Annotated in this window: 18 protein-coding genes and 2 pseudogenes; 7 read left to right on the top strand and 13 right to left on the bottom strand. The window is 47.2% G+C overall.

Annotated elements, in window-relative coordinates:
• Positions 1-122 precede the first annotated feature (122 nt).
• On the bottom strand, positions 123-749 hold the full coding sequence (locus tag CEQ32_RS19410) for a pentapeptide repeat-containing protein (RefSeq protein ID WP_088586636.1): 627 nt from the start codon (positions 747-749) through the stop codon (positions 123-125).
• A 702-nt stretch (positions 750-1,451) separates the two neighbouring features.
• Between CEQ32_RS19410 and CEQ32_RS19400 the strand changes: the two genes are divergently transcribed.
• Positions 1,452-2,555 (top strand): phosphoribosylaminoimidazolesuccinocarboxamide synthase, encoded by a 1,104-nt coding sequence (locus CEQ32_RS19400; RefSeq protein ID WP_037430680.1) that lies wholly within the window; start codon positions 1,452-1,454, stop codon positions 2,553-2,555.
• A 355-nt stretch (positions 2,556-2,910) separates the two neighbouring features.
• Here the strand turns inward: CEQ32_RS19400 and CEQ32_RS19395 are convergent, their stop codons facing one another.
• The 4 genes from CEQ32_RS19395 to CEQ32_RS19375 form a co-directional block, all read right to left on the bottom strand.
• Positions 2,911-3,516, bottom strand: a complete 606-nt coding sequence (locus CEQ32_RS19395; RefSeq protein WP_088586635.1) for a hypothetical protein — start codon at positions 3,514-3,516, stop codon at positions 2,911-2,913.
• Positions 3,517-4,134: 618 nt separating this feature from the next.
• Positions 4,135-4,926: a class I SAM-dependent DNA methyltransferase gene (locus CEQ32_RS19385; RefSeq protein ID WP_088586634.1), complete on the bottom strand. Its 792-nt coding sequence runs from the start codon at positions 4,924-4,926 to the stop codon at positions 4,135-4,137.
• A 131-nt stretch (positions 4,927-5,057) separates the two neighbouring features.
• On the bottom strand, positions 5,058-5,834 hold the full coding sequence (locus tag CEQ32_RS19380) for an EAL domain-containing protein (RefSeq protein WP_088586633.1): 777 nt from the start codon (positions 5,832-5,834) through the stop codon (positions 5,058-5,060).
• A 186-nt stretch (positions 5,835-6,020) separates the two neighbouring features.
• The gene (locus CEQ32_RS19375; protein ID WP_069454215.1) at positions 6,021-6,731 is read right to left on the bottom strand and encodes an oxidative stress defense protein; all 711 of its coding nucleotides are present in this window, start codon (positions 6,729-6,731) and stop codon (positions 6,021-6,023) included.
• Between the two features lie 436 nt (positions 6,732-7,167).
• Between CEQ32_RS19375 and rimO the strand changes: the two genes are divergently transcribed.
• Entirely contained in the window at positions 7,168-8,613 is a 1,446-nt protein-coding gene (gene rimO / locus CEQ32_RS19370) for a 30S ribosomal protein S12 methylthiotransferase RimO (protein WP_088586632.1), read from the top strand.
• Between the two features lie 221 nt (positions 8,614-8,834).
• Here rimO and CEQ32_RS19365 read toward each other — a convergent pair whose 3' ends face one another.
• Positions 8,835-9,068, bottom strand: a complete 234-nt coding sequence (locus tag CEQ32_RS19365) for a ribosome alternative rescue factor ArfA (protein WP_088586631.1) — start codon at positions 9,066-9,068, stop codon at positions 8,835-8,837.
• Between the two features lie 264 nt (positions 9,069-9,332).
• Here CEQ32_RS19365 and CEQ32_RS19360 point away from each other — a divergent pair.
• The 4 genes and pseudogenes from CEQ32_RS19360 to CEQ32_RS19345 all read left to right on the top strand — a co-directional run.
• Positions 9,333-9,866: pseudogene (locus CEQ32_RS19360) on the top strand (amino acid ABC transporter); the annotation flags it as partial.
• A gap of 96 nt (positions 9,867-9,962) precedes the next feature.
• Complete coding sequence (locus tag CEQ32_RS19355) at positions 9,963-10,862, top strand: IS982 family transposase (protein ID WP_088585327.1); 900 nt, start codon at positions 9,963-9,965, stop codon at positions 10,860-10,862.
• 15 nt (positions 10,863-10,877) lie between these two features.
• Positions 10,878-11,195: pseudogene (locus CEQ32_RS19350) on the top strand (amino acid ABC transporter); the annotation flags it as partial.
• 182 nt (positions 11,196-11,377) lie between these two features.
• Entirely contained in the window at positions 11,378-13,519 is a 2,142-nt protein-coding gene (locus CEQ32_RS19345; RefSeq protein WP_192959133.1) for a TonB-dependent receptor domain-containing protein, read from the top strand.
• 121 nt (positions 13,520-13,640) lie between these two features.
• On the opposite strand, the gene pmbA is transcribed toward CEQ32_RS19345, so the two are convergent.
• A complete protein-coding gene (gene pmbA / locus CEQ32_RS19340; protein ID WP_037422479.1) occupies positions 13,641-14,984 on the bottom strand; it encodes a metalloprotease PmbA in 1,344 nt (447 codons plus the stop codon).
• A gap of 161 nt (positions 14,985-15,145) precedes the next feature.
• Between pmbA and yjgA the strand changes: the two genes are divergently transcribed.
• Positions 15,146-15,679 (top strand): ribosome biogenesis factor YjgA, encoded by a 534-nt coding sequence (gene yjgA / locus CEQ32_RS19335; protein ID WP_037422477.1) that lies wholly within the window; start codon positions 15,146-15,148, stop codon positions 15,677-15,679.
• A 415-nt stretch (positions 15,680-16,094) separates the two neighbouring features.
• On the opposite strand, the gene CEQ32_RS19330 is transcribed toward yjgA, so the two are convergent.
• The 6 genes from CEQ32_RS19330 to tldD all read right to left on the bottom strand — a co-directional run bounded on the left by CEQ32_RS19330 (position 16,095) and on the right by tldD (position 24,447).
• On the bottom strand, positions 16,095-17,426 hold the full coding sequence (locus tag CEQ32_RS19330; RefSeq protein WP_037422470.1) for an APC family permease: 1,332 nt from the start codon (positions 17,424-17,426) through the stop codon (positions 16,095-16,097).
• A gap of 631 nt (positions 17,427-18,057) precedes the next feature.
• Complete coding sequence (locus tag CEQ32_RS19320; protein WP_088586629.1) at positions 18,058-19,203, bottom strand: ABC transporter permease; 1,146 nt, start codon at positions 19,201-19,203, stop codon at positions 18,058-18,060.
• A gap of 1 nt (position 19,204) precedes the next feature.
• Positions 19,205-20,416: an ABC transporter permease gene (locus tag CEQ32_RS19315; RefSeq protein WP_192959173.1), complete on the bottom strand. Its 1,212-nt coding sequence runs from the start codon at positions 20,414-20,416 to the stop codon at positions 19,205-19,207.
• 89 nt (positions 20,417-20,505) lie between these two features.
• Positions 20,506-21,480, bottom strand: coding sequence for an HlyD family secretion protein (locus CEQ32_RS19310; protein ID WP_088586627.1), 975 nt, complete (start codon positions 21,478-21,480; stop codon positions 20,506-20,508).
• A complete protein-coding gene (locus CEQ32_RS19305; RefSeq protein ID WP_088586626.1) occupies positions 21,470-22,888 on the bottom strand; it encodes a TolC family protein in 1,419 nt (472 codons plus the stop codon). The genes CEQ32_RS19310 and CEQ32_RS19305 overlap by 11 nt, the downstream gene beginning before the upstream one ends.
• A gap of 110 nt (positions 22,889-22,998) precedes the next feature.
• The gene (gene tldD, locus CEQ32_RS19300; RefSeq protein ID WP_088587014.1) at positions 22,999-24,447 is read right to left on the bottom strand and encodes a metalloprotease TldD; all 1,449 of its coding nucleotides are present in this window, start codon (positions 24,445-24,447) and stop codon (positions 22,999-23,001) included.
• Positions 24,448-24,496: the final 49 nt, after the last annotated feature.

The raw sequence follows: 24,496 nt of genomic DNA, 5'->3' as shown, positions 1-24,496 counted from the left end.
AAAAACAATAAGTTAAAAAGTGATACCGCGATATCGCTGTCACAATAAACCCGTTCATTTAAAAGGATAAAATGCCAGCACCTATTAGCGCGAACAGGTGCTGATATGAGGTTGGTATAAGGTCAATCCACCAAGGTAATATCTAAGCCATTTAATAGCCGAATCGCTTCATCGCGGCTAAACTTGGCACCTTTAATTTTGTTGTTAAAAATATCAATGTCGTAATCGGTTGCCTCGGAGAAATCCGCCTCCATTAACTCGGTACGGCCAAATAAGCTGTGGCGAAAATCGCTGTAACTAAAGTTAGCGCGATTAAACTTGCCCTCACGAAAATCTACATCCTGCGCCTTACAGCCCTCAAGTACCATTTCATCGAGCTTAAGGCCCATAAAAGAGCAGTCGTTTAAGATGCAGGTTCTAAAGCTAAAAGGTGCCGCAAAGGATAATCTCGGCCAAGCGGCACGGGTCCAGTCTATGCCGACCAACTTACATTCTTCAAAACTCACACCGTTAAATTGGCTTAAGGGCACCTTGAGCAGGCTTAAATTACAACCCACAAAGCGGCACTCGATAAACTTGCAGTTACGGAATGTGCTGTCGCTAAATTGGCAATCGTGGAACTCGCATTCTTCAAACTCAAGGTCCTGCCACTGGGTTTGGCATTCGGCTAAGGCGATAAATTGCTTCGAGAAAAAATACCGCCCTTCGGAGGCGGCGCGCGCCATCATCGGCGTTTTGGGTTCAGTCATCTACTACCTCGATATGTTTTATTTATGCCTTATGTTAGGGTCTGATGGGCAAACTGTGTTTTTCAATTCACAAAAAATAGGTGTTAACACAAAAAGCCACGCGGTATGGGGGCTTAGGCACTCGCTTTATTCAGGCCATCAATATTACCCCGATTTACTGAGCTAACTGCATGCCTATATTGGGATTAATGTCATTCTAAGGCTTAGTGAGTCACACTTTAAACTCAACTTCCCGGCTCCTCGGCTCAGGGTTTATGGGAAGTATTTTCTGCTGCCACATTGATCCCATCCCAATTTACACCGACACGCCGCACAGATGTGCATAAATAGCCGTGGAAAATTTTGCGAATAAAGGTAAAATGGCGCCACTTTTCGCGGCTGTCTAACAAGGTTCTCTCGGATTAATGGTTAGCCTTTTCGAGCAAAATGGCACGGGGGTTCCCCGCTTGAGCAGACCAGTATTACTCTGGCGCCAACCTTGCTCTGCGTTTCATTTTCACCCCATATCTAGACAAACGTTATTCTCCCCATCGCCCGAAAATCCACTATTCGCTTTACGCTTAACCTTCACCAAGGCTTTACGCAAACTGAGCAATAAGCTATTGGTCAATAATAAAAAGGTGGCTAAGCATCTTATGCTTAAGCACACCGCAACGAATAAAAAACTCGTCCCTACACTCTCTATCCAAAGGAATACTCGTCATGAGTCTTGCTGATTCCGTATTAGCCGTAAACAACGATTTGCCCATCCGCACCGATAGCCCAGTTCATAGCGGCAAGGTACGTAGCGTTTACTGGCTAACCGACGCCGACAGCCGCCGTTTAATCAAAACCAAGGGCTACAATGTGCCCGAAGATACGCCGCTTGCCATTATGGTAATTAGCGATCGCATCTCCGCCTTCGACTGCATCTTCCACGGTGAAGGCGGATTAAAAGGCATCCCAGGTAAAGGCGCGGCATTAAATGCCATTTCTAATCATTGGTTTAAGCTATTTGCCGAAAATGGTTTAGCCGACAGCCATATTTTAGATATTCCGCATCCCTTCGTTTGGATAGTCCAAAAAGCCCGCCCAATTAAAGTTGAAGCCATTTGCCGCCAATACATTACCGGCTCCATGTGGCGCGCCTACTCCAAGGGCGAGCGCGTATTCTGCGGTATCACCCTGCCAGAAGGCTTAGAGAAAGATCAAAAACTGCCAGATTTGCTGATCACCCCTTCGACCAAAGGCATTTTAACTGGGATCCCCGGTGTACCCGCGCAGGATGATGTGAACATCAGCCGCAGCGATATCGAAGCCAACTACCAAGCCTTTGGTTTTGAAAAGGTAGAAGATATCGACCTGTACGAGAAGCTGTTAAAAGATGGCTTTAAGGTGATCTCAAAGGCACTGGCCGACCTTGACCAAGTATTTGTGGATACCAAGTTCGAGTTTGGTTATGTGACCGATAAAAACGGCAACTCAAAACTGATCTATATGGATGAAGTGGGCACCCCCGATTCATCTCGCATTTGGGACGGCGCCGCCTACCGCGATGGTAAAATCCTTGAAAACTCTAAGGAAGGTTTCCGTCAGTTCCTGTTAAATCATTTCCCAGATCCGGATATTCTGCTCAACAAGGACAGAATGCCAGAGCGCGAAGCCCTCGCCCGCGATAATGCCCTGCCATTAGAGGCGATGATGCAAGTGTCACGCACTTACACCGGCATTGCCGAGAAGGTGACCGGCGCAGCAATTCCGCTGCCAGCCAATCCTAAGGCAGATATTATTAAGATCCTACGGGAAGAGTATGATCTGATTGTTTAATCAGATTTCGATGAGGTAGGGAGTTTTCCCTTAACCCCAGAATGTAGAAAAGGCGCTTAGGCGCCTTTTTAGTTTGAGTCATTTAAACACTTAACCAATACAATACGGATAATTAAGCACTGTCATTCCAGTGACACGCCGTGAACTCATCCATGAGGGCTCGACGACGGCATCCATGCCGTCAACGGTCACTTACATGCCAATGCTTAATTCAACCAACTCTTCAGTAATCTGTATGCCTTTTCACAAGCATACACTTTGCAAATTTAACAATGGGTGGCTAGTTAACTTATATCTGAACAAAATAGTACATTGGCCTTGCTAAACTCGAGGGGACCATATATGTCCCATCTTTTCATGCATATTCACCTACACCTGATTGTTCTTGAATGACTTTTAACTGTTTAAGTTGAGTACCATCAAATTTTACGAATTCAAGAGCTTCAACTAAAGCAGTTACTGCGATTCCTATTATTTGGTTTCTATATACAGAAACCATTGATAAGTCTGGTCTATGCCCAAGGGAAATCGCATCACCTACTGTGTGATCTCTTATCAAAGCTTCAAGATTTCCATGTGCACTGCGGCAGAGGTGAACGTAAAATCCCGAATACAAATTATGCTCACCCACTAATTTGAATTTTTCCCAGATCTTCAGGCTATCATCCTTAACGGTTTTACCTGCCATTTTAACTTTGAAGATTTCAAACGATTTGTTCATATTTTCAACGTGGGTGAAGCTAAGCTTTGTACACATTAAGTCGATATATGACTCTAAAGCACTGCGCATTATTATGGGCACTGAAGCAACTCTATCCCTTTTACAAAGCTCGTAAGCATCTGAACATAACTCTGTCACACGAATAGCTAGCAACAACACATATTTCTGTTGCAAGTCATAATGCTCAATCTTAGAAAATGCTTCAAATTGCAGACGACTAATTTCTAACCATTTATCCATGGACTATCTATCCTACATGTCATAAGCGTGATTACTACTTATAGTTTGGTTCCCAAATTAGTGTAACTAAAACAGTAAATCCGACTCGACTAGAAATATCCAAACTTTTGATGACCTAGATTTTTGGGGTTTAGGTGGTTTCAGCGTCTTACATTAGACACTGTTGGTCAATCAGGTCATGCTAGTTTAGGAAGATAGAACATGCATAACTCTTTTGGAGTTTAGCGCCAACGCCGAGTTCACAGAAGTGCACCTCCCCTCGGAGTTGCCGCAGGGCATTTGCGGTCGTTGCGTGAGCGAGGCATGGATGCCGAGATAGCGTCAGTCGAATCAGGGACGAGCGTCTGACGCGATAGCATTAGAACGCTTAATGCCCAAGGGGCTTTCAACTCCGTTAGGGGCGTCTTGGCTGATGTGAAAACAATAGGCAAGGAGGATAGGACGAGCAGTCCTCCTTGGTCGGGTGTGGGGTGAAGCCCCACGACTTTGACTTTGACTTTGACTTTGACTTTGACTTTGATTTAGCTTTCTAACAGAACTGATGAAACTTAAGCAATTTGATGTGCTAGCACGAACGTAAGGACTAACATCCCAAGTTGTCACACCTTCAACCCAAGGTTAAATCTTCACACAGACAAACAGCGCATTACCTGAGCTTAAATCCCATGGGACGATTTTTTCATAATCGTGTTCAAAGATATGCACTTCAAAATATGGCGCGAGTAACGCTTGCAGCTCCGCAAAACTGGTGGCGACCATAGTGTGTTGGTCTTGCCATAATTCAGTTTGATGCAGCGCAATCTCGGCATCGGCGTCTACATCAGTGAGTTGAGTAAAAGGCTGCTGACGCTTTGCAATGCTTAGATTTAACGACTGGTTTTCACCTTGACCACTGTAATGCCAGCCAGATTCAAAGGCAAAATGGTGCCCCTCAAACTCGGCAAAATGCTTAATCGATAAGCGGTTATCAATGCGGTGCTTATCAACCGAGTTAAAACAAAATATCCCACCGTCATTCAGGGCACTGTGCACACTGGCGATACAACTTTTAAGGCGCTCTATGTCCGCACTGTAATGGATGGAATATAAAAAACAGGTAATTAAATCAACTGGCTGCTCAAGATAAAAGGCGGTCATATCTTGCAGATTAAACTGGGCCTCAGGGCAACGACGCATGGCCATATCGAGCATCGGCTGATTAATATCTAGGCCACTACACTGATAACCAAGGTCGATAAAATGCCGTACATGTGGGCCAGTGCCACAGGCTAAATCAAGGTGTTGTTTACCATTATTCCCTAAGAACTGATGCAATCGATGGATGCTCGCACTCTGTTGTTGATAGTTAATATCGGAGCACATTAAATCGTAATAACCGGATAGATCGGTATAAAGCGCGTTAGAAGACATAGCAGCAAAGAGAAGGCATGGGCAATTAAGGGTGGCGCATGATATATCAGTTAGCCCAGAACCGATACACACAATTCCACAACCAATCTGAGTGCAAGGCACTTGGAGCACATTAATTCAATAAAACAATGCTACAGCGCAGCATAACAATCTAAGGCGTCAAAGGTAGTTAAATACTCGAGTTGGGGTTTGGCGAAGTAGTAACCTTGAAAATAATTAATACCACGGCCAACAAGATAGTCTAACTCCGCTTTACTCTCGACCCCTTCGGCCAACACCTGAGTGTTAAGTGTGCTACAAATCCCGATCACCTCATCGATAACAAACTGTTTTTGTTTGTCTAAATGGATATCTCTGATCAACTCCATATCGAGTTTTAATACCTGAGGGCGCAAAAATTCTAACCAACTCAAATCAGCGAAACCACTGCCAAAGTCGTCGATGGCGGTGATAAATCCCCGTTTAGCGTAACTGTCAAAGATACGGCTCAATTTGGCTCTATCGACAATTTGCTCACCCTCAGTGACTTCAAACATGATGTTATGAATATTAAAACCAAAGAGGTCGGCCGCTTCAATCGAGGCGCGGATACAGGTTTCAGGGTTATAAACCGCATTAGGTAAAAAGTTGATACTTAATATTTTATCAAGGCCAAGCTTAGCGGCGGTTTCAATGGCTTTGACCCGACAAGCCTGATCAAAGTAGTACTTATTGCTTTCGTTTATACGCTCAAACACCCAAGCAGCACCTTCGCCATTTGGGCCGCGCACTAGGGCTTCATAACCGTAAATCTGCTGATTTGGCCAATCGATAATGGGCTGAAATGCCATACGAATTTCAAATCCGAGTGACTTACCACTTAAACAGTCCATACAGGTTTGTTGCTTGATTCGAGAGGGAAAATCCATCATAGGTCTCCATAACCTTATCCTCTCTCAGTGTGGGGATAAATCGCTAATTTTGCCAGCGTTTAGTGCCTTTGCTCTGATAAAACATGCAATATTGTAAATATGTTGACTCAGAATTAACCGATTGCGCCCCATAACAGCAATGGATGAGCCAAAGAATCCTCATCCATTGCATCTCGTTATGACTTATTTGAGTTTATAAACCACTTCGACTCTATCTTCGATAGTCACTTGGCCATATTGATAGCTTTCGGCGGCGCCCATGGCATCGGCCTTAGCATTCATACGTAACATCACCGGTTGCACTGGGCGTTGATCGTAATAACGAATTTGCCAAATCTTACCTAGGTTTTCCCCAAATCCCTTGGCTAAGGATTCTGCTTTTTGTTTGGCATCGACAATCGCCGCTTGGCGCGCCTTGGCCACATACTCGGCCTCTTTACTCGATTTAAGGGCGATATTATTAACCCTGTTGATCCCCTCCTCTAAGGCGGAGTCCAAAATCGTATTTAAACGTGCCAAATCGTTAATAGTCACAGTGACTTGGCGACTCGCGGTGTAACCAGTTAGCTCAGGTGCTTTATCCTGCGCATACACATATTGGGGTTGCAGATTTAAGTTGGCGCTTTGGATCTGCTCTTTAGTAATCCCCGCGGCCGTCAAACGGGCGATAAATTTCGCCACCGCCGCATCCGAATTATCCTTAGCCGCCTTAGCGTCTTTCTCGGTGACAGCCACTTCGACATTAAGCTCAGCCATATCCGGCTCGACTTGAATTTGGCTTACGCCCATGGTTTCGATATGGGGAAAGTCCACATCGGCAGCAAGTGCGGTGGCAGTAAATGCGCCAGAGAAAAGACCACCAGCAACTAATACAGCTAAAAGAGAATGCTTCATTGTTAACTCCAACTAAATCATTTAAGGCGAGACTGCCGTGGTTCTGACGCGGCGGCTATCGGTTAAAAGTGCGACTCGCTGTACCAATATGTAACAGCACCAGTATGTAACAGCCCGATTTATCGTCCGTTGCGATAGCCACGCATCATGCAAACTACCCCTATAAACGCGGGCAAAAATAAAAAGGGTTAATTTTTTTAAAACTTTTTAAATTGGCAAAACTTATCAGCCTATCGCTAAAATCCTCTTCCACAAGCACTCAAGCTACAGTTGTGACTTTCCATACGAGCACGCATACGAGCCAGTCAGTCTCTAACTGGTAGAAACGCACTCTTAGCTGTACACTTTTCACCCAAAGACACTGTACCTTTTAATCACTTCAGGTATAATCCGCGCTCTTTTTACGGCGCTCTTTTATCAGCATCAGCGAGACACCATGACAGTTGAAACTTTTCATCCTAAGCAAACTACCACGCTTGAGACCCCTGCCAAAACATTGGAAGCCGCCAGTGCTGACTCTGTTAATACGGGCAATGCTGCCACAGGCAATCGCATCGGTTTTGTGTCTTTAGGTTGTCCAAAAAACCTCGTGGACTCAGAGCGCATTCTGACCCAGTTACGCATCGACGGCTATGAAGTCACCAACAGCTACGACAATGCCGATCTGGTAATCGTTAACACCTGTGGTTTTATCGACGCGGCGGTTGAAGAATCCTTAGATGCGGTGCGCGAAGCCTTAGAAGAAAACGGCAAAGTAATCGTAACGGGCTGTTTAGGCGCTAAAGAAAACCAAATCCGTGAAGTGCACCCAGATGTGCTCGAAATCACTGGCCCACACAGCTACGAAGCCGTGTTAAAGCACGTTCACAAGTACGTGCCAAAACCAGAGCACAACCCATTTACCTCGTTAATCCCACAAACTGGGGTTAAGTTAACGCCTAAGCATTACGCTTACTTAAAAATTTCAGAAGGTTGCGACAACCGTTGTACCTTCTGCATCATCCCAGCACTGCGTGGCGATTTAGATAGCCGTCCAGCGGGTAGCGTATTAGATGAAGCCAAACGTTTAGTTGAAGCTGGCGTACAAGAAATCCTTGTGGTGAGCCAAGACACCTCTGCCTATGGTAAAGACAAGGGCGGCCGCACCGATTTTTGGAACGGTATGCCAGTTAAGCAAGACATCACCAGCCTTGCTCGCCAACTGGGCAAGATGGGCGCATGGGTACGCTTACACTACATCTACCCATACCCATGGGTTGACGATCTGATCCCATTGATGGCCGAAGGTTTAATTCTGCCTTACTTAGACATTCCAATGCAGCACGCCAGCCCACGCATTCTGAAGATGATGAAACGCCCAGGCCGTGTTGACCGTCAATTAGAAGCCATCCAACGCTGGCGCGAAATCTGCCCAGATTTGGTGATCCGCTCAACCTTTATCGTGGGCTTCCCTGGCGAAACCGAAGAAGACTTCGAAATGCTGCTCGACTTCCTGCGTGAAGCGCGCCTCGACCGCGTAGGCTGTTTCAAGTACTCAGAAGTGGAAGGCGCTGTCGCCAACACCATCGCTGAACTTATTAGTGAAGACGTGAAGGAAGACAGATACCACAGATTTATGGAAGTCCAAGCCGAGATCAGCGCTGAGCGTTTAGCCCGTTTCGTTGGCCGTACTATGGATATTCTGATCGATGACGTAGACGAAGAAGGCGCGATTGGCCGTAGCTTCGCAGATGCCCCTGAAATCGACGGCATGGTATTTATCAACGGTGAAACTGAACTCGAACCCGGCATGTTAGTCCGCGCGGTGATCACTCACTCGGACGAGCACGATCTGTGGGCCGAGTTAGTGGATGCCGATGCAGAGGATGAAGTCGAGGCTTAAGCCTTCAAATCATTCAAGCTTTAATAAGACGAGTCACAGTCTCAATTGTGGCTCGTTTTTTTATGGCCAAAATCTGGCTAATTCTCTCAATAAGTGAAGGTTAACTCTCAATAGTTGAAGGCTAGATAGTGCGACAAAAGGGATTGAAAAGGAAATCGCAAGGCAATGTGAGGGAGGAGTCTAGCAGGGATTAAATGAGCAGGATTAACGCGGCAAAAACGTTAAAACATCATCCCCATAAAGTCGAAAGGGGTATCGCCCCTGTGCTGATACCCCTTTCGGTTTGCTGCTTTACGGTTGTAAGACCCTTTGCCCTTTTTCGGCTTTTCGGTACGCATCCGAAATAACGGACTGGTCACCAGCGCCTTAAGTGCATTGTCTGTAATTGTGCCGCGACCATTTTCATGCTCTTGCACACTCTGGGCTGTTACTTTTGCCACATTTATCTTAGTCATAATGACTCCTCAATTAATCCTCAATTCATCCTATATTGGTCAAGGGCCAAGTTAATCATTCTCGACCAGCGCCGACACTATAAACCAATCTAAAAAGATGTACAGAGTTTGTGCAAAACCGCAAAGAATCGCTCTTTTTATTATCAAAAAGTATGATAGATTAATCCAACAAAAATAATACATTAGGCTAACAAGCCTTCATTTTAAGTCGCTATTTAGCGATACGATTACCCTTTGTAATCACAGGATAGGGAGTGATTAATTTTGCCGTTTGCAGTGATTTATCGGCCATTACTGAGCCTACTTTGCCTATTATTCATCCTATCCCCCAGCCTAGCGCAGGCTTTTTCAAGCTCTGAGTGTGTTATTAGCATGGGCTATCGCACCAGTGAACGCCGTCCCTTTATCGAACAGGAACCTAATAACCAAGGGTTTTACTACGATATTTACCAAGTCGCGGCCGAAAGAGTGGGATGTAAATTACGGGTAATTCGAGCACCTAAACTGCGTATTCTGCGGGATCTCAAACTCGGAAATATCGATTTTTATCCTGGGCTGCATTTTAGTGAAGAACGTGCCCAATTTACCTATTTTATTCCTAATGGTCTGTCGGAGCGCATTATTGGAATTAGCCGAGCGGGTGCGGCAAATGTTGGTTCATTAGAGCAGTTATCACAGAGCGGTATGACGCTATTAATTGCCCCGGGCAGCTACGACTTTAATGGTATATCCCAAACCATGTCGGTCCGTAAACCGCCTGAACTCAATGTGCCTAAGGCCTTAGATTACCTTATTAACCTGAGCTTCGGATAAGAATTTAGCTCCCAAAAGGAACTAAATGCTCGTTCCCTGATCCGATCATTCGACCAAGAGTGATTAGAAAAAGGAACGAGCATGAACAAACTAGTTGAAACTTACTGTGATGTCGATGATTTCTGTCAGTTATTTATCCCACATTGGCAACGCTTATTGCTTGATAATGGTGAAATGAAGCGTAATAGACCTTGTCGCCTTTCTCCCGCAGAAGTGATGACCATTATCATTCATTTCCATCAATCACATTACCGAGATTTCAAAAATTATTATCTGCACTATGTTTGTCGCCAGCTAAAACCCTATTTTCCAGAGTTGTTGAGCTACACTCGTTTCCTTGCATTAATGCCTAGCGTCGTTGTCCCTATGTGTAGCTATCTGACTTCAAAGCTTGGAAAGCCAACGGGAATTCAGTTTGTCGACTCCACTAAAATTGAAGTCTGTCATATTATTCGAGCGAAGCGAAATAAGGTTTTTGAAGGCATTGCCGAACATGGAAAGGGAACTATGGGCTGGTCGTTTGGATTTAAACTGCATCTTATTATCAATCACTTGGGTGAAATTGTAGCGTTAAAACTGACGAAAGGTAATGTCGATGACAGGCAACCTGTCAGTGAAATGGCTGAGTCTCTTTTTGGTAAGCTTTATGGTGATAAAGGCTATATTAGCCAAGCCCTAACAGGTGAGCTTTTGGAAAAGGGCGTTGAGTTAATCACCACAGTTCGTAAGAACATGAAGAAAAAGTTTATTTCTCTATGGGATAGAGCAATCTTAAAAAAGCGATTCATCATTGAAACAGTGAATGACCAATTGAAGAACATTTCCTATATTGAACACTCAAGACACCGCAGCGAGCATGGGTTCATGCTCAATCTACTTGGTGGATTGATTGCATATTGTTTAAAAGAAGAAAAGCCATCGTTAAATCTAACAGCTCAGGAGCTTGAACTGTTAGATAGCTCTAATTTAGTGCTGGCTTAACCAGATCTGAGGTTTATTAGTGGCCAAGGGGACTTTTTTATCTACGATCAAGCAACCATCAGTTATTACCTTAAAAATCGAGATACAAGCCAATTTAAGCTACACCCTAATTGCTGCCAGCAACCTCAAGCTATGTATCTGGGATTTTCGAAAAAAAGCCGCCATTTTCGTGGGCAACATAACCCTAACTATCGCGCCGATCTTCCCTTAAGTCCGAATAACAGCCCAAGCGTACTCGCTGAAGATTCAAAGGCCTATGAATTTGCCAAAGCACTCGCCGCCATGGATGCAGAGGGGGAAACCCAGCGTATCTACTTCAATCACTTCAGTTAATCCAAGGGCGTGTTAAACCGCGCCGCTTGATATCCTCACCTTGGCGCTAGCTTATCCTCATCTTGGCGCTAGCGAGAACTTCAGGCCGCTATTTCAGCTTTATCTTTATAAGCTCTGCGACAATATGCCGCACTTGTCACACTTAGATGATCTTTATAATGCAGCGCAATTTATCTAAGTGAATGGAAGACAATAAGATGGCTGCAAACGCTTCAACTATCCCCCACGGCTTTAAATGCTCCGCAATCGCCAGCGCGCTAACCTTAGCATTAGGCGCTTCAGTTGCCTCACAGGCCATGGCTGACGAGACAAATCAGGCTCAAATTGAACGTATTCAAGTCCATGGCGAACAGAGTATTGGCCGTAATGCCTTAGGCTCGGCCGATGCTTTGCTAAAAGACCAAGGCGTGGATTTTTCCGAAGCGGGCGGCGTTTCCGCCTTGCCCGTGCTTAATGGCATGATGGGCGATCGCATTAAAGTGTTAGTCGATGGTGCGGATATCACCGCCTCCTGTGCCAACCAAATGAACCCACCACTTTCCTACGTTTCCGCTAACCAAATCAGCTCGGTAGAAGTGGTCGCGGGCGTGTCCCCTGTCAGTGCGGGCGGTGACAATATCGCCGGAGTGATTAAGGTTAATAGCCTCAATCCAAAGTTTAACGACAGCGAAAACCTCAGCTTTGAAAGCGGTGAAATCTCATCGGGATACCGCAGCACCAGCGATGCATTCCTACTCGGCGCTAAGGCAGGGATTGCCAGTAAGGACTTAAGTTTCAGCTATCAAGGCGCCTATGAAGACGCCAATAGCTACCACGATGGTCACGGCGATAAAGTACTCGATACCCTCTATCGCGCCCAAAACCATGCGTTAACAGCGGCATGGCGCGATGACACACAACAACTGGCGATCAAGCTAACGCACCAGGCAATTCCATTCCAAGGTTTTCCTAACCAATACATGGATATGACGGATAACAAGAGCTACGGTGCCCTAGTCCGCTATCTGCGGGATTTAGACAACGACGGCGAGTTTAGTGCCCAGTTAAACTGGCACAGTGTGAAGCATGAAATGGGCTTCTTCACCCCAGAAAAAACCGGCAAGATGCCAATGAATACAGAGGGTAGCGATTACAGCTACCAACTGCATTGGCGCCTACCCATGGGCGATAACAGCACGCTACTCGTCGGTCAGGAATTTTATAACTATCAACTCGATGATACTTGGCCAGCTGTGCCCGGCACTATGATGGCACCCAATGACTATATCAATATCAATGACGGTGAACGCCGCCGCGCCGCAGTTTATGGCGAGTGGCAGCAAAACCTCACGCCACTCTGGTGGTTGTCTGCTGGGGTGCGTTATGAATATGTCACCACAGATACGGGCGAAGTGCAGGCTTACAGCAATATGCCCATGATGGGCATGCCCAATGTGGATGCCGAGGCGGCAAAAGCCTTTAATGCCATGGATAGAAGCCGTGACGATAACCTTATTGATGCGACATTGCTGGCACGCTATCAATTGTCGGCCAAACAACAATTGGAATTTGGCTTAGCCCGTAAAAACCGCGCACCAAACCTGTACGAGCGTTACAGCTGGGGCCGCGGCGTGATGGCAACCACTATGATTGGCTGGTATGGCGACGGTAACGGCTATGTCGGCAACCCCGATCTTAAGCCCGAAACGGCGCATACTCTGAGCGCGGCCTACAAGTTTAATGGCGATGAATGGCAATTCTCTACCACGGCTTGGTATAGCGCGGTGACAGACTATATTGATGCCGAGGTGATTGGCAGCTTTAACCGTACTGGCCTTGCCAGTGGTAAACGCAATATCCTTAAATTCACCAACGAAGATGCCAATTTATATGGCGCTAAGTTTAGTGCGGTCTACCTATTAGCCAATACCGACAGCGGTAAATGGCAGATGCAGGGTAAGCTCGATATCACCCGCGGCGAGCGTGATGAGGGTAATGAGCCACTTTATCAAATCAAACCGCTACATACCGAGTTAGCCCTTAGCCATCAACTGGGTGATTGGGAAAACCGCCTATCATGGCAATGGGTAGCGACTAAGGATAAAGTCGATGAGCGCCGTTTAGAAAATGAGACCGACAGCTATTCGCTGTTAAATTTAAGCAGTAGTGTTAAATGGCAAGAGCTGAGTTTAACCTTTGCAATCAACAACCTGTTTGATACTTACTACGAACTACCGCTGGGTGGTGTCAACCTTGCCGAGTTTAAGGCTGATAGCACGGGTGGCTTTAGCCAAGTTGCAGGCTCGGGTCGCTCATTTGAATTAAGTGCCAGCTACAAATTCTAATGAGCACCGCCGCTAACAAGTGGCAATGCTATTTAGGGCGGGTCAGTTAAATCAAAAAGGGCAAATGCAGCTGCATTTGCCCTTTTGTGTTTCAATTGACTGAACCGTTATATGCCGATGGCTAGTTACCCGCAACCTTCATCTCGGATAATAAGATCCCGCCGGTGCGGATAGATGAACGTAAATCGAAGTCCTTACTGACCGCCTGAATCCCACGGAACATATCCTTAAGATTGCCAGCAATGGTAATTTCTTCAACGGGGAACTGGATTTCACCATTTTCGACATAAAAACCGGCAGCGCCGCGGGAATAATCCCCCGTTACCATATTCACGCCTTGGCCCATCACTTCTGTGACAATCAAGCCCGTGCCCATGCCTTTGACTAACTCATCAAAACTTTGGCCAGTGTGCGCTAGGGTCCAGTTGTAAATCCCGCCTGCATGACCTGTATTAGGTAGGCTCAATTTGCGCGCCGAATAACTGGTTAGTAAATAGGTTTCTAATATGCCACTGTCGATAATGCGTCTATCTTGGGTCGCCACGCCTTCGCTATCGTAGTTGGCACTGGCGAGTGCGCCTAATAGATGCGGCTGCTCTTCAATGCTGAACCAGTCAGGGAAAATTTGGGTGTGAATGGCATCGAGTAAGAAACTTGATTTACGATACAAACTACCGCCACTGATGGCACCAATCAAATGGCCGATTAAGCCAGTCGCAATCTCTGGCGCCAGTAATATTGGCAAACGGGTGGTGGCAATCTTACGTGCCCCTAAACGGCTCACGGTTTTCTCGGCGGTTTTTAGCCCCACCGATTCAGGTGAAAGCATCTCATTGAATTTACGGGCGATAGTGTAATCGTAATCCCGCTGCATATTGCCGTCACTGTCTTCACCGATCACGCTGCAACTTAAGCTATAGCGCGAGCTGCAATAGCCATTTAAGAAGCCGTGGCTATTACCGTAAACCTTAACCGACGTATGGGCGTTTGCGCTGGCGCCATCAGAGTTATTGATGCGCGGATCGGCATCGAGCGCCGCGGTTTCGGCGCGAATGGCCAATTGGGCTAATTCGTCGGGGGAAATATCTTCAGGATAATAGAGTTTAAGATCGCGGATCTCAGTCGCCATTAAGGCTTTATCGGCTAAACCGCTAAACGGGTCGGCCGAGGTGTAACGGGCGATATCATCTGCCGCTTTAACCGCAAGAGCAATGGCTTCAGGACTGAGATCTGAGGTAGATGAACTGCCCTTGCAACCATCGCGATAAACCGTAATACCGAGGGCGCCATCTTTATTAAACTCTACCGTTTCAACTTCCTTTAAACGGGTTGAAACCGATAATCCCTGTTGTTTACTGATCGCCACTTCAGCGGCATTTGTCCCTAATTTATTCGCATATTCGAGGGCCACAGCAACCGCATCTTTCAGCGCGGTCAATTCACTATCGATTCTGTTCAAAGACACAAAGCAACTCTTTCGTTATAGGCAATGGCGCTAGCATAACAAACACCTATCCCATTCTCATTATTTATTGCGCGCTTTACTGATTGAATCGCGCTTTAACTAGGCGAATTTTGGCGGGAGATGTTATTATTAGCGCGTTATTTAACTGAGGTTTTATCTATATGAAGATTGTTGGTGATTCAGAACATTTTAAACAGCCCTATGACAGTAACGACGATTATGTCAGTAAAACTGAGGATAAGCGTGACTGCGAAGCGGCTCAAAAAGTCGGTATGGAACTGGTCTCACTCAGCAAAACCCAGCTAGATAAAATCGAGCTGGACGAGCACTTGTACGACAGCATTCAGCAAGCTCATAAGATTAAGCCAAAGACCGAAGCCTATCGCCGCCATATGCAGTATATCGGCAAGCTGATGCGTAACGTCGATATTGAACCTATCAAGGCGTCGCTCGCGGTCGTGCTTAACAAAAACAGCAACGAAACCGCCAAGTTGCAAATGTTCGAGAAAATGCGTGAGCGTTTACTCACCCAAGGCGACGGTGAAATCCAAACCTTAGTGGAACATTACCCACAGTTGGACAGACAAAAACTGCGTACCTTAGTGCGCCAAGCAACCAAAGAGCTGGCAAAAGGTCCTGAGTCTAAATCCTCAAAAGAGCTGTTTAAATATTTACGCAGCGAAATCCAAGACTAGCGTGTTGAGTTTTTGAGATTACATTTTACTGTTCAAGCAAGCTCTAGCTCGCGAAGCGAGGGATAACACACCGTTATTCAACTCAAATGACGGGCGGCTCTTATGATTAAAAGTAAGAGTAAGAGCTTGCCAGAACACCCTCTTGGCCAGCATATGGCTGCAAAATAACCCTGAAAGTCAACACGCCCCAATCCCCGCACTTCGGAATATTGCCTTAGGCGCTAGGCGCGATTTAGCAAAAGTTAATGTCTCTAACCTTGCTTTCTATGGGTCAACAAAACTGGGAAAATTTTATCCACGAGTTTTGCAAACGAACAACATGGCGTCTCCAGTCGGCGTAAAAAAATGTCGTTCACTCTTAAGCAAACGACATTAGCATGCCTCAGTGCTGTTACTTTATGAGTCAATACCTTAGTTAACTCTGCAACTCTACCGCTTTGCGCAAACGTAGGCTGCGCAGCGCCAAATACAACATCCCTACAGCTCCCCAAATTAAGCCAAGTTCTAAGGACTGAGGCTCGAGGTTTATCCACAGCACGCCAATGGTCGCCGCACCACACAGGGGCAAGATAAAATACTGCAAATGTTCCTTAAGGGATTGATTACGTTTTTCTTTAATATAAAACTGCACTATCACCGACAGGTTAACGAAGGTAAAAGCCACTAAGGCGCCGAAATTGACCAAAGCCAAGGCCATTTCTAAATCAAATGACACCGCCGAAAGCGCCAGTAACCCCACCAGAATCACGTTAAATGCCGGAGTACGCCATTTAGGGTGAACATAACCAAAACCTTTATTGGGCAGCATATTGTCGCGCCCCATCACATAGAGGATGCGCGCCACCCCCGCATGAGCCGCCATGCCCGATGCTAGCACCGCAATCGTTGTCGCCACCAGCACGATAGACTGGAATAAATTACCACCCACATACAGGGCAATCTCAGGCAGCACAGCGTCTAACTGCTGGAAGCGAGAAATATCAGGGAAATAGAGTTGTAAGAAATAGGACACGCTCACAAAAATCACCCCGCCAATCAGCGCTGTCAGTACAATGGCGCGGGGGATCACTCGCTTAGCGTCCTTGGTTTCTTCACTCAATGAACTTAAGCCATCAAAGCCTAAGAAGGAGAAACACAGAATGGTCGCGCCAGTAAAGAGCGGCGCTAAGGTTATCTGCTCCGAATAGAATGGACGCACGCTGGCAATCACCCCTTCACCTTCGCCAAGGGACAAGCTATGGGCCATTAAACCGATGAAGACTAAGATAATGGCTATCTGAGCAAATACGATAACGCCATTAAAATTCGCAACTAAATCAATGCCTCTCAGGTTGAGTACCGTCATGACGGTGACTAAACCAAAGATGAAAATCCAAGGCTCCACGTTGGGGAACATGGCAGTAAGGTAGATTTTGGCCAATAGCATGTTGATCATCGGCATAAACATGTAATCGAGTAGCGATGACCAACCCACCATAAAACCGACATTTGGACTAAAGGTTTTTTGGGCATAGGTATAAGCCGACCCCGCATAGGGATATTTACGCACTAAATGACCGTAGCTAAAAGCGGTAAACAGGATACCCGCTAATGCGAGCAAGTAAGAGGTGGCCACGTGGCCAGAGGTGATCTCAGAGACAATTCCGAAGGTGTCAAACACGGCCATAGGCGTGAGGTAAGCGAGCCCCATCACAACCACTTGCCATAGATTAAGGCTTTGCTTTAAGCCCGGTTTTTGTTGGCTCATATACCACCTCCGAGTGCCGTCGGTGGAATGACTAACGCAACATCTTGATTGACGGCAATGACCGAAAATCCGGTAAACAACAGCCCCATTGAATTGTCCTCAGTAAAGTAGGTTCAAGCGAACCTCGTATCATTTCCGGATGTTTACCGGCCTCTATTGGTTTAAAACCCATATATTCAAAAAGAAAATAACCGAGGCAATGAATACCTCGGTTATTTTTTCGGCGCGCATTTTCGCCCAAAACAGGGTAGAAGACAACCCAATAAGCACATTAAGTGCCTTTTATGTGTCCTAGATTAGGGCGTGTTGACGTTTCGAGATTAGATTTTGTTCGTTCTGGCAAGCACGTGCTCGCGAAACGAGGAATGATGTGTCGTTATTCTACTCAAATGACGAGCAGCTCTTACGACAGAAAGTAAGAGCAAGGGCTTGCCAGACGAACCCTTCGGGCAGCATTTGGCTGGCTTTTCTGCAGCGTGATCATCCGTTTATGTAGAATAACTACACTGCACGGACGTTGCCTTGCATAAAGCTGCAAAAATAACCCTGAAACGTCAACACGCCCTAACAATGGCAACAATATCTGTAGAAGAATAACTCAACACAGGCAAGAAACGAGCGAATCTAAAGCCTATATCGATGTTTGTAATACATTTGCTCGGCGTTTAATCCCTAAAATGGCAAGGCCAAAAAATGCCGCAAATAATCCCCAAAGCTGTAACCACTTTGGTAACACGCTCGCCCAGCTAGCGCCCATTTGATTGAGTTCTAACATGCCCATAATGGCCGGAACGGCAGGGATCATCTGCGAGCCCAGCACAAGCGGCTCAGGGATTAAGGCAATCGGCCAGACAAAGCCGGAGACAAACAAAATTGGCATTGAAATTAATAGCAATACTTGAGTAGGCAAATCGCGGCGGGTAAACAAGGTGCTCATTGCAACTCCAGCCGCCGCCGTCGCCAGTAAAAACGGTAATAGCCACAGTGCGACCAGGCCAAAGCGCGCTTGAATACTGACGTTATACCAGTGGTAGCAATAGCCCACATAAAAGCTGGTAAACAGGGTATAAATCAGCATAAAGGCTAAAATTCGACCGCAAACCAATTGCAGTGGCGACACCTGCTGCCAATAACCCTGATGACGCCACTGGCCTGCACCTAAAATGCCAGTACCGATCAGCAGTGTTTGATGCAGGATCAGTAAAAATAATCCCGGGACGACATAAGGTGTATAACCTAGGCTTGGGTTAAACGCAGGAACACTATTTAAGTGCAGCGAGTTGAGGTTCTGCTCGGCCTCTTTAGGATTTTTCCCCTGGGCGAGCATGCCAATCCATTGAATTTGTTTACCGGCATCCATCCCCGCACTGACAAGACCTTCGGCCACAGCAGAGTAAATCAAGAAGTAACTGGCATCACCGCCGTAGCTTAAGGTTACGCCCTTACCGAGCAACAAATCGCGGCGAAATCCTTCGGGGATCACCAATAAACCGTGCGCCTTACCGGTTTCGATAAAGCGTTTCGCCTCGGAGATAGAGCCGACTTGGCCTATCACTTGGATTTTTGCACTGGCATCCGCATGGCGAATAAGTTGACGACTCAGGGAGGAATGGTCTAAATCCACCACGATAAGTTGTTGTTCTGTGGGGACTTGGTGCAAATAAGGCAAGGGATAGAGCACCGAATAAAACAGCACACCGCCAAATAGGGTCACAGCGATAGCCTTATCGCTAACAATCGCCTTTAATTCAGTGAGCACTAACTGCCATAAATTCATGTTATTGCCCCTTCACTGATAGAGATGTATCGGTGTCAGCCGCTACCGAATTGGGGGTTACCGTTATCGGCAGTAGTTTGCTCGCCAAGGCATAAATCACGGGGAGCAGGCAAATAAATCCCCAATAACTACTCAATTGCTGCGCCATCGTTGACCAAGTAGCACCGTAACTGACCACACTCACATGGGATTCAATATAATGGCTCGATGGCATAATGAGCCGCCACCACTGGGCAAGTTGTGGCATTTCGTGGGTAGGGAAAGTGATCCCCATAAAGGCAAAGGCTGGTGCGAATAATGCGGTACAAAAACTGATGACCCGCGCGCTATCACGCATCAGCACAAACACCAGTAACACCAAACTCCAAACCGCCAACAGCATGATCAACTGGGCAAACAGCAGCAGCGCTATACTACCCGCAAAAGGCAGGGCCAGATACAAATACAACCAAGTGAGGATAAACCCACCCTGTAACATCAAGATAGGGGTAAACAACAGGATCTTAGCCAACACCTTAGGCCAAAAATGCTCGGTCAATTGATTGGAGATCCCCTCCTCTGACTGCGCGGCATTAAGGTGTAACTCGCGATTTAAGCTGTTAGCCATCACCAGCATAGATAACAACTGCCAAAGGGCTACCAATACCGGCGGCACTAAAAAGCCAATATAGTTATTGTTACGATTAAACAATGCCGTGGTCTGGCTTTTGACCGGGCTTAAATTCACCGCCACTTGTGATTTTGGCGTGCCCGTCATCAGTTGCTTAAGGCCTGCCACCTGTAAAAGCCCATCACCTAAACTCAGTTGAATCTGGCTCGACAGCAGTTTACCCACCAACAAAAACTGGCTGTTGTAGCGCACATCGATAGTGGGTGTATGGCCGGTAAGCAAATCCTTTTTCATATCATAGGGGAAAACTACCACCGCATAGACCTGTGCCTGCTGCATGGCCTCGACGGCCGAGGAGAGATCGGTAAAACTCTGGGGATCGGTCACAGGATTGGCTTTGAGTTGACGGGTCAACATCCGGCTAAGTTGACTATGGTCTTGGTCAACAATCGCCACGGGTAACTGCCGCGGTAAACCCGCACTAAATAACCACCACAGGCACAAAATCCCTAGCAGCGGAATATAACTGATTAAAGCCAGTTGCCAAGGATCGCGCCATAACGCCCTAAGCTCGCGGCGCACTAATGTCACGAGCAGCGCCATAAAGCCTACGGAGGCAGACTCTGTCGCATCAGCTGCAGTGCCATGCTCGCTCAATGGCTTAGGCTCGCTCGGTAACTTGGTCACAGTCGTTACTCTGCACTGAGCAACACAGACATACCGACGCGCAGATCAGCAATTGGCGCCGTTGGGCGTAATTCAACCTCAAAGGTGCGCATATCAAAATCGTGGCCGCTTTCGGTCGAACGCCAAGTCGCAAAATCCCCCATCACACTGATATGGGAGACAGTAAACTCTACCGTTTTATCCAGCGCTGGCAGTGTTAATTGCAGTTTATCGCCCTTTTTAAAACGCTTTAGTTGATCTTCACGTACTTGGAATACCGCCCAAGCGTCCTGCATATCAATCAGACTCACCACAGGGAAACCACTCGGCGCCAGTTCACCTGCTTGCAATAATACTTCGCTAATTTCCCCAGATTTAGGCGCACGCATTTGGCTATCAGCCATAATGGCACTGACTTCTTTCACCGCGCCTTCGGCCATACGCACATTCCCGGCCGCAGCGGCTTTGGTTTCGACCCGCGCGCCTTCTTCAGCCATTTGATACATGGCTAACGCCGCTTGTTCTGTGTATTTTGCCGCTTGCCACTGGGTAAAGGCTTCATCGCGTTTTTGCCTTGCAGCAACACCTTCGGCAAATAAGTTTTCGACGCGGGTATAGGTAGTTTTTGCCAGTGTTGCCGCCGCTTGCGCCTTAAGCCATTGCTCTTTAGCTGCCATCACTTCTTGGCTACGGGCACCATTATTTGCCTCTTGTTGCAAGGCTTTAGCGGCATCACGGCCACCTTCGGCCTGCATCAACTTGGCATCTAGCTCAGGGCTGTGGATAGCAAATAACAAATCACCTTCATTGACACTATCGCCACGGCGCACAAGCACTTGCTCGACCCGCCCTGGCACCTTAGAGGATACGTTATATTCGCGGGCTTCAATCTGCCCCTGCAACACACTCGGCTTTGGGCTATAAGCCAGTTTGAGCCCATAGGCTAAAATAAGGCCTAATGCGACCAACGCCGTGAGAGCAAGAATTCTGTTAGCGCGCATTGATAGTCTCCTGCGATTGAGTGCCTGTGGCACTGCGACCAATAAATTCATCTAATTGACCACTGATGGCCATTAATCTGGCATAGGCTTGCACATAGCGATAACTGGCACCGAGCTGCTGGGTTTTAACGGCGCTCAGTTTTAATTCGGCATCGACCCTATCGATAGACGTTGAAAGCCCTTGATTAAAGGCGATTTCCCTTAAACGCAGGTTCTCAGTGGCTAGTTCGAGTGAGGTATTCAGGGCCTTGAACTCTTCTTCGGCCTGTAATAACTGGCGGTAACTTTGGTCGAGCAGCAAACTTAAGTCTTGGCGGGTCTGCGCCTTAGTGTAACGGGCTTGCAGCAAGGCACTCTTAGCCGCTTCCACTTTACCGCTGCGGCCATCGCGGCTCAGCAAGGGCACTTTTACACCGACACCGACCATCCAGTCCGGTTCTACCTTAGAAAACAAGCTGTCATCTTCGTATAAGGTGTAATTACCAAAGAGAAACACAGTCGGGTGATATTTACCTTTCTCTAAGGAAACCAAACCATTCGCCTGCGCCTCTTTAGCCTCAAGTAGCTTAAGCGCCGGGTGTTGATTTAAGGTCATTTGGGTCAAGTCCCCCAATGACGGCGCCTGTGGCAGCACAAATAGCGGCGAGTTAGTACTGACATCACTTCGTTGCAACATACGCGATAGGGCGATAACGGCCATTTCATGTTGGCGGCGGGCGCTGCCTAAATTGACCTTAGCGTTGTCTAAGGCAACTTGAGCATTGAGGCGCTCGACCTTAGCGATTTGCCCTTCGCGCTCCAGCGCCAGCGCATGGTCAACGTGCTTAGTTAAGGAGGCCACCAGCTCGGTTTGGGTGCTGACGAGGGATTGAGTCACATCGACGGCATAATAACGATCAACCAACTGAGTGAATAAGTCGCGGGTTGCTAACTGTAATTCCTGTTGTTTCTCGGCCACCATGGCGGCATGAATGCCTTGAGCCGCAGTGATCTGGCCGCCGGTATAAATCGGCCACATCGCCTGTAAGCTGGCGCGAAAAATATCTTGCTCGGTAAAGGGCGTGACAAATAATGAACCCGGAATACTCGCCAATATGCCACCTAATTCAGGAGGTAATGGCAATGAACCCGAGGCTAGGGGATTGAGATCCCTTAAATCTAATTCAATTGGTTTTTCGAGGTGGGTATAACTGCCATTCAGACTGAGGGACGGCAGATTTAAACTTTCGCCCGCCTCTTGCTCGCCCTTGGCGCGATTCACCTCTTGGGATTGAGCCTGGAGTTTATCGCTCACCTTAAGCACTTGCTGCCAAGCCTCAGTAAAGCTGCTGGGCTGGGCACTAGCCGCTAACGGCAATAGCGAGGGCAAAGGCAATAAACACAGCCATGCCAAACGTGATAGTTTCATTAACACCTCTAGAGTAGTTACTCTAATTTCCTTTGCAAATGATAACATCCATCATGGAAGGCGGCTAGAACCCACCGCCTTAAGTGCTGCCTAGACAGTAAACAAGCGGGTTATGCCGTACCGCCTACGGTCAGCTTATCGAGCTTAAGGGTCGGTTGACCGACACCCACAGGCACGCTTTGGCCATCTTTACCACACACACCAACGCCCTTATCTAGGGCCATGTCGTTACCCACCATGGAAATCTGGCTCATGGCTTCTGGGCCATTACCAATCAGGGTAGCGCCCTTAATTGCTTGAGTCACTTCACCATTTTCAATCAGATAGGCTTCAGAGGCCGAGAACACAAACTTGCCTGAGGTGATATCGACCTGACCACCACCAAAGTTAGGCGCATAGATGCCCTTCTTCACCGACTTGATGATCTCACTCGGATCAGACTCGCCCGCCGTCATATAAGTGTTGGTCATCCGCGGCATCGGCAGATGCGCATAGGATTCACGGCGACCATTACCCGTTGGTGCTACACCCATAAGGCGCGCATTTAATTTATCTTGTATGTAACCTTTAAGAATACCGTCTTCAATTAACACGGTTCTCTGGGTTTGTACGCCTTCATCGTCGATGCTCAATGAGCCACGACGATTCGCAAGCGTGCCATCGTCCACCACAGTCACGAGTTTCGACGCCACTTGCTGGCCAACCATGCCACTAAAGGCGCTGCTGCCCTTGCGGTTAAAGTCACCTTCCAGACCATGGCCTACAGCCTCATGCAATAACACGCCTGGCCAACCATTACCGAGCACCACGGGCATTTCTCCGGCGGGCGCATCGATGGCATTGAGGTTAACTTGTGCCTGACGCACCGCTTCACGGGCAAAGGCAAAGCACATCGGCAAACTGGTTTCATCATTTACCATAAACACGCTGTAATCGTGACGCCCACCGCCACCGGCACTGCCACGTTCACGCTTGCCATGTTCTTCTAAAATCACGCTGCAATTAAAGCGCACTAAGGGACGAATATCGGCAGCCAAGGTGCCATCGCTAGCAGCGACCAAGATTTCTTCGTGCACACCAGCAAGGCTAATCACCACTTGAATAATGCGGCTATCGAGGCTACGAACATAAGCATCGGCCTCTTTCAGCAGGTTGATTTTTTTCACTTCCTCCATGGCGGCGATAGGGTCGAGACTATCGTACAGTGCCAAAGCTTGCTGGCGCTTAAATGCCTGAACCTTGGCCTGCTCACCCGCCCCTGCAATACCGCGCGCCGCCTCGGCCGCAGCGCTTAAGGCCGCTGGCGTAATATCATCGGCATAGGCAAAACCGGTTTTCTCGCCGCTGATAGCACGCACACCGACACCACGTTCGATATGGAAGCTACCATCTTTAATAATGCCATCTTCGAGCACCCAAGATTCGTGGCGACTGCCTTGGAAATAGAGATCGGAAAAATCGACTTTATGTTGATGTATGGTGTTTAAATAACTTTGTAACCCATCTAGGGCTAAGCCACCCTTTAATAAACTTTGCTCTACTTGTGCTAAAAAAGGCATCGCGGTTCTCTCTGAAAGCTTGGCTAAAATTGGCAAATCACTCATTTTT

Source organism: Shewanella sp. FDAARGOS_354 (genome assembly GCF_002209245.2).
In the GTDB taxonomy this organism is placed as follows: Bacteria; Pseudomonadota; Gammaproteobacteria; order Enterobacterales; family Shewanellaceae; genus Shewanella; species Shewanella xiamenensis.
Note: the sequence above shows the minus strand (reverse complement) of the source record. Positions and strands in the feature narration are given on the sequence as shown.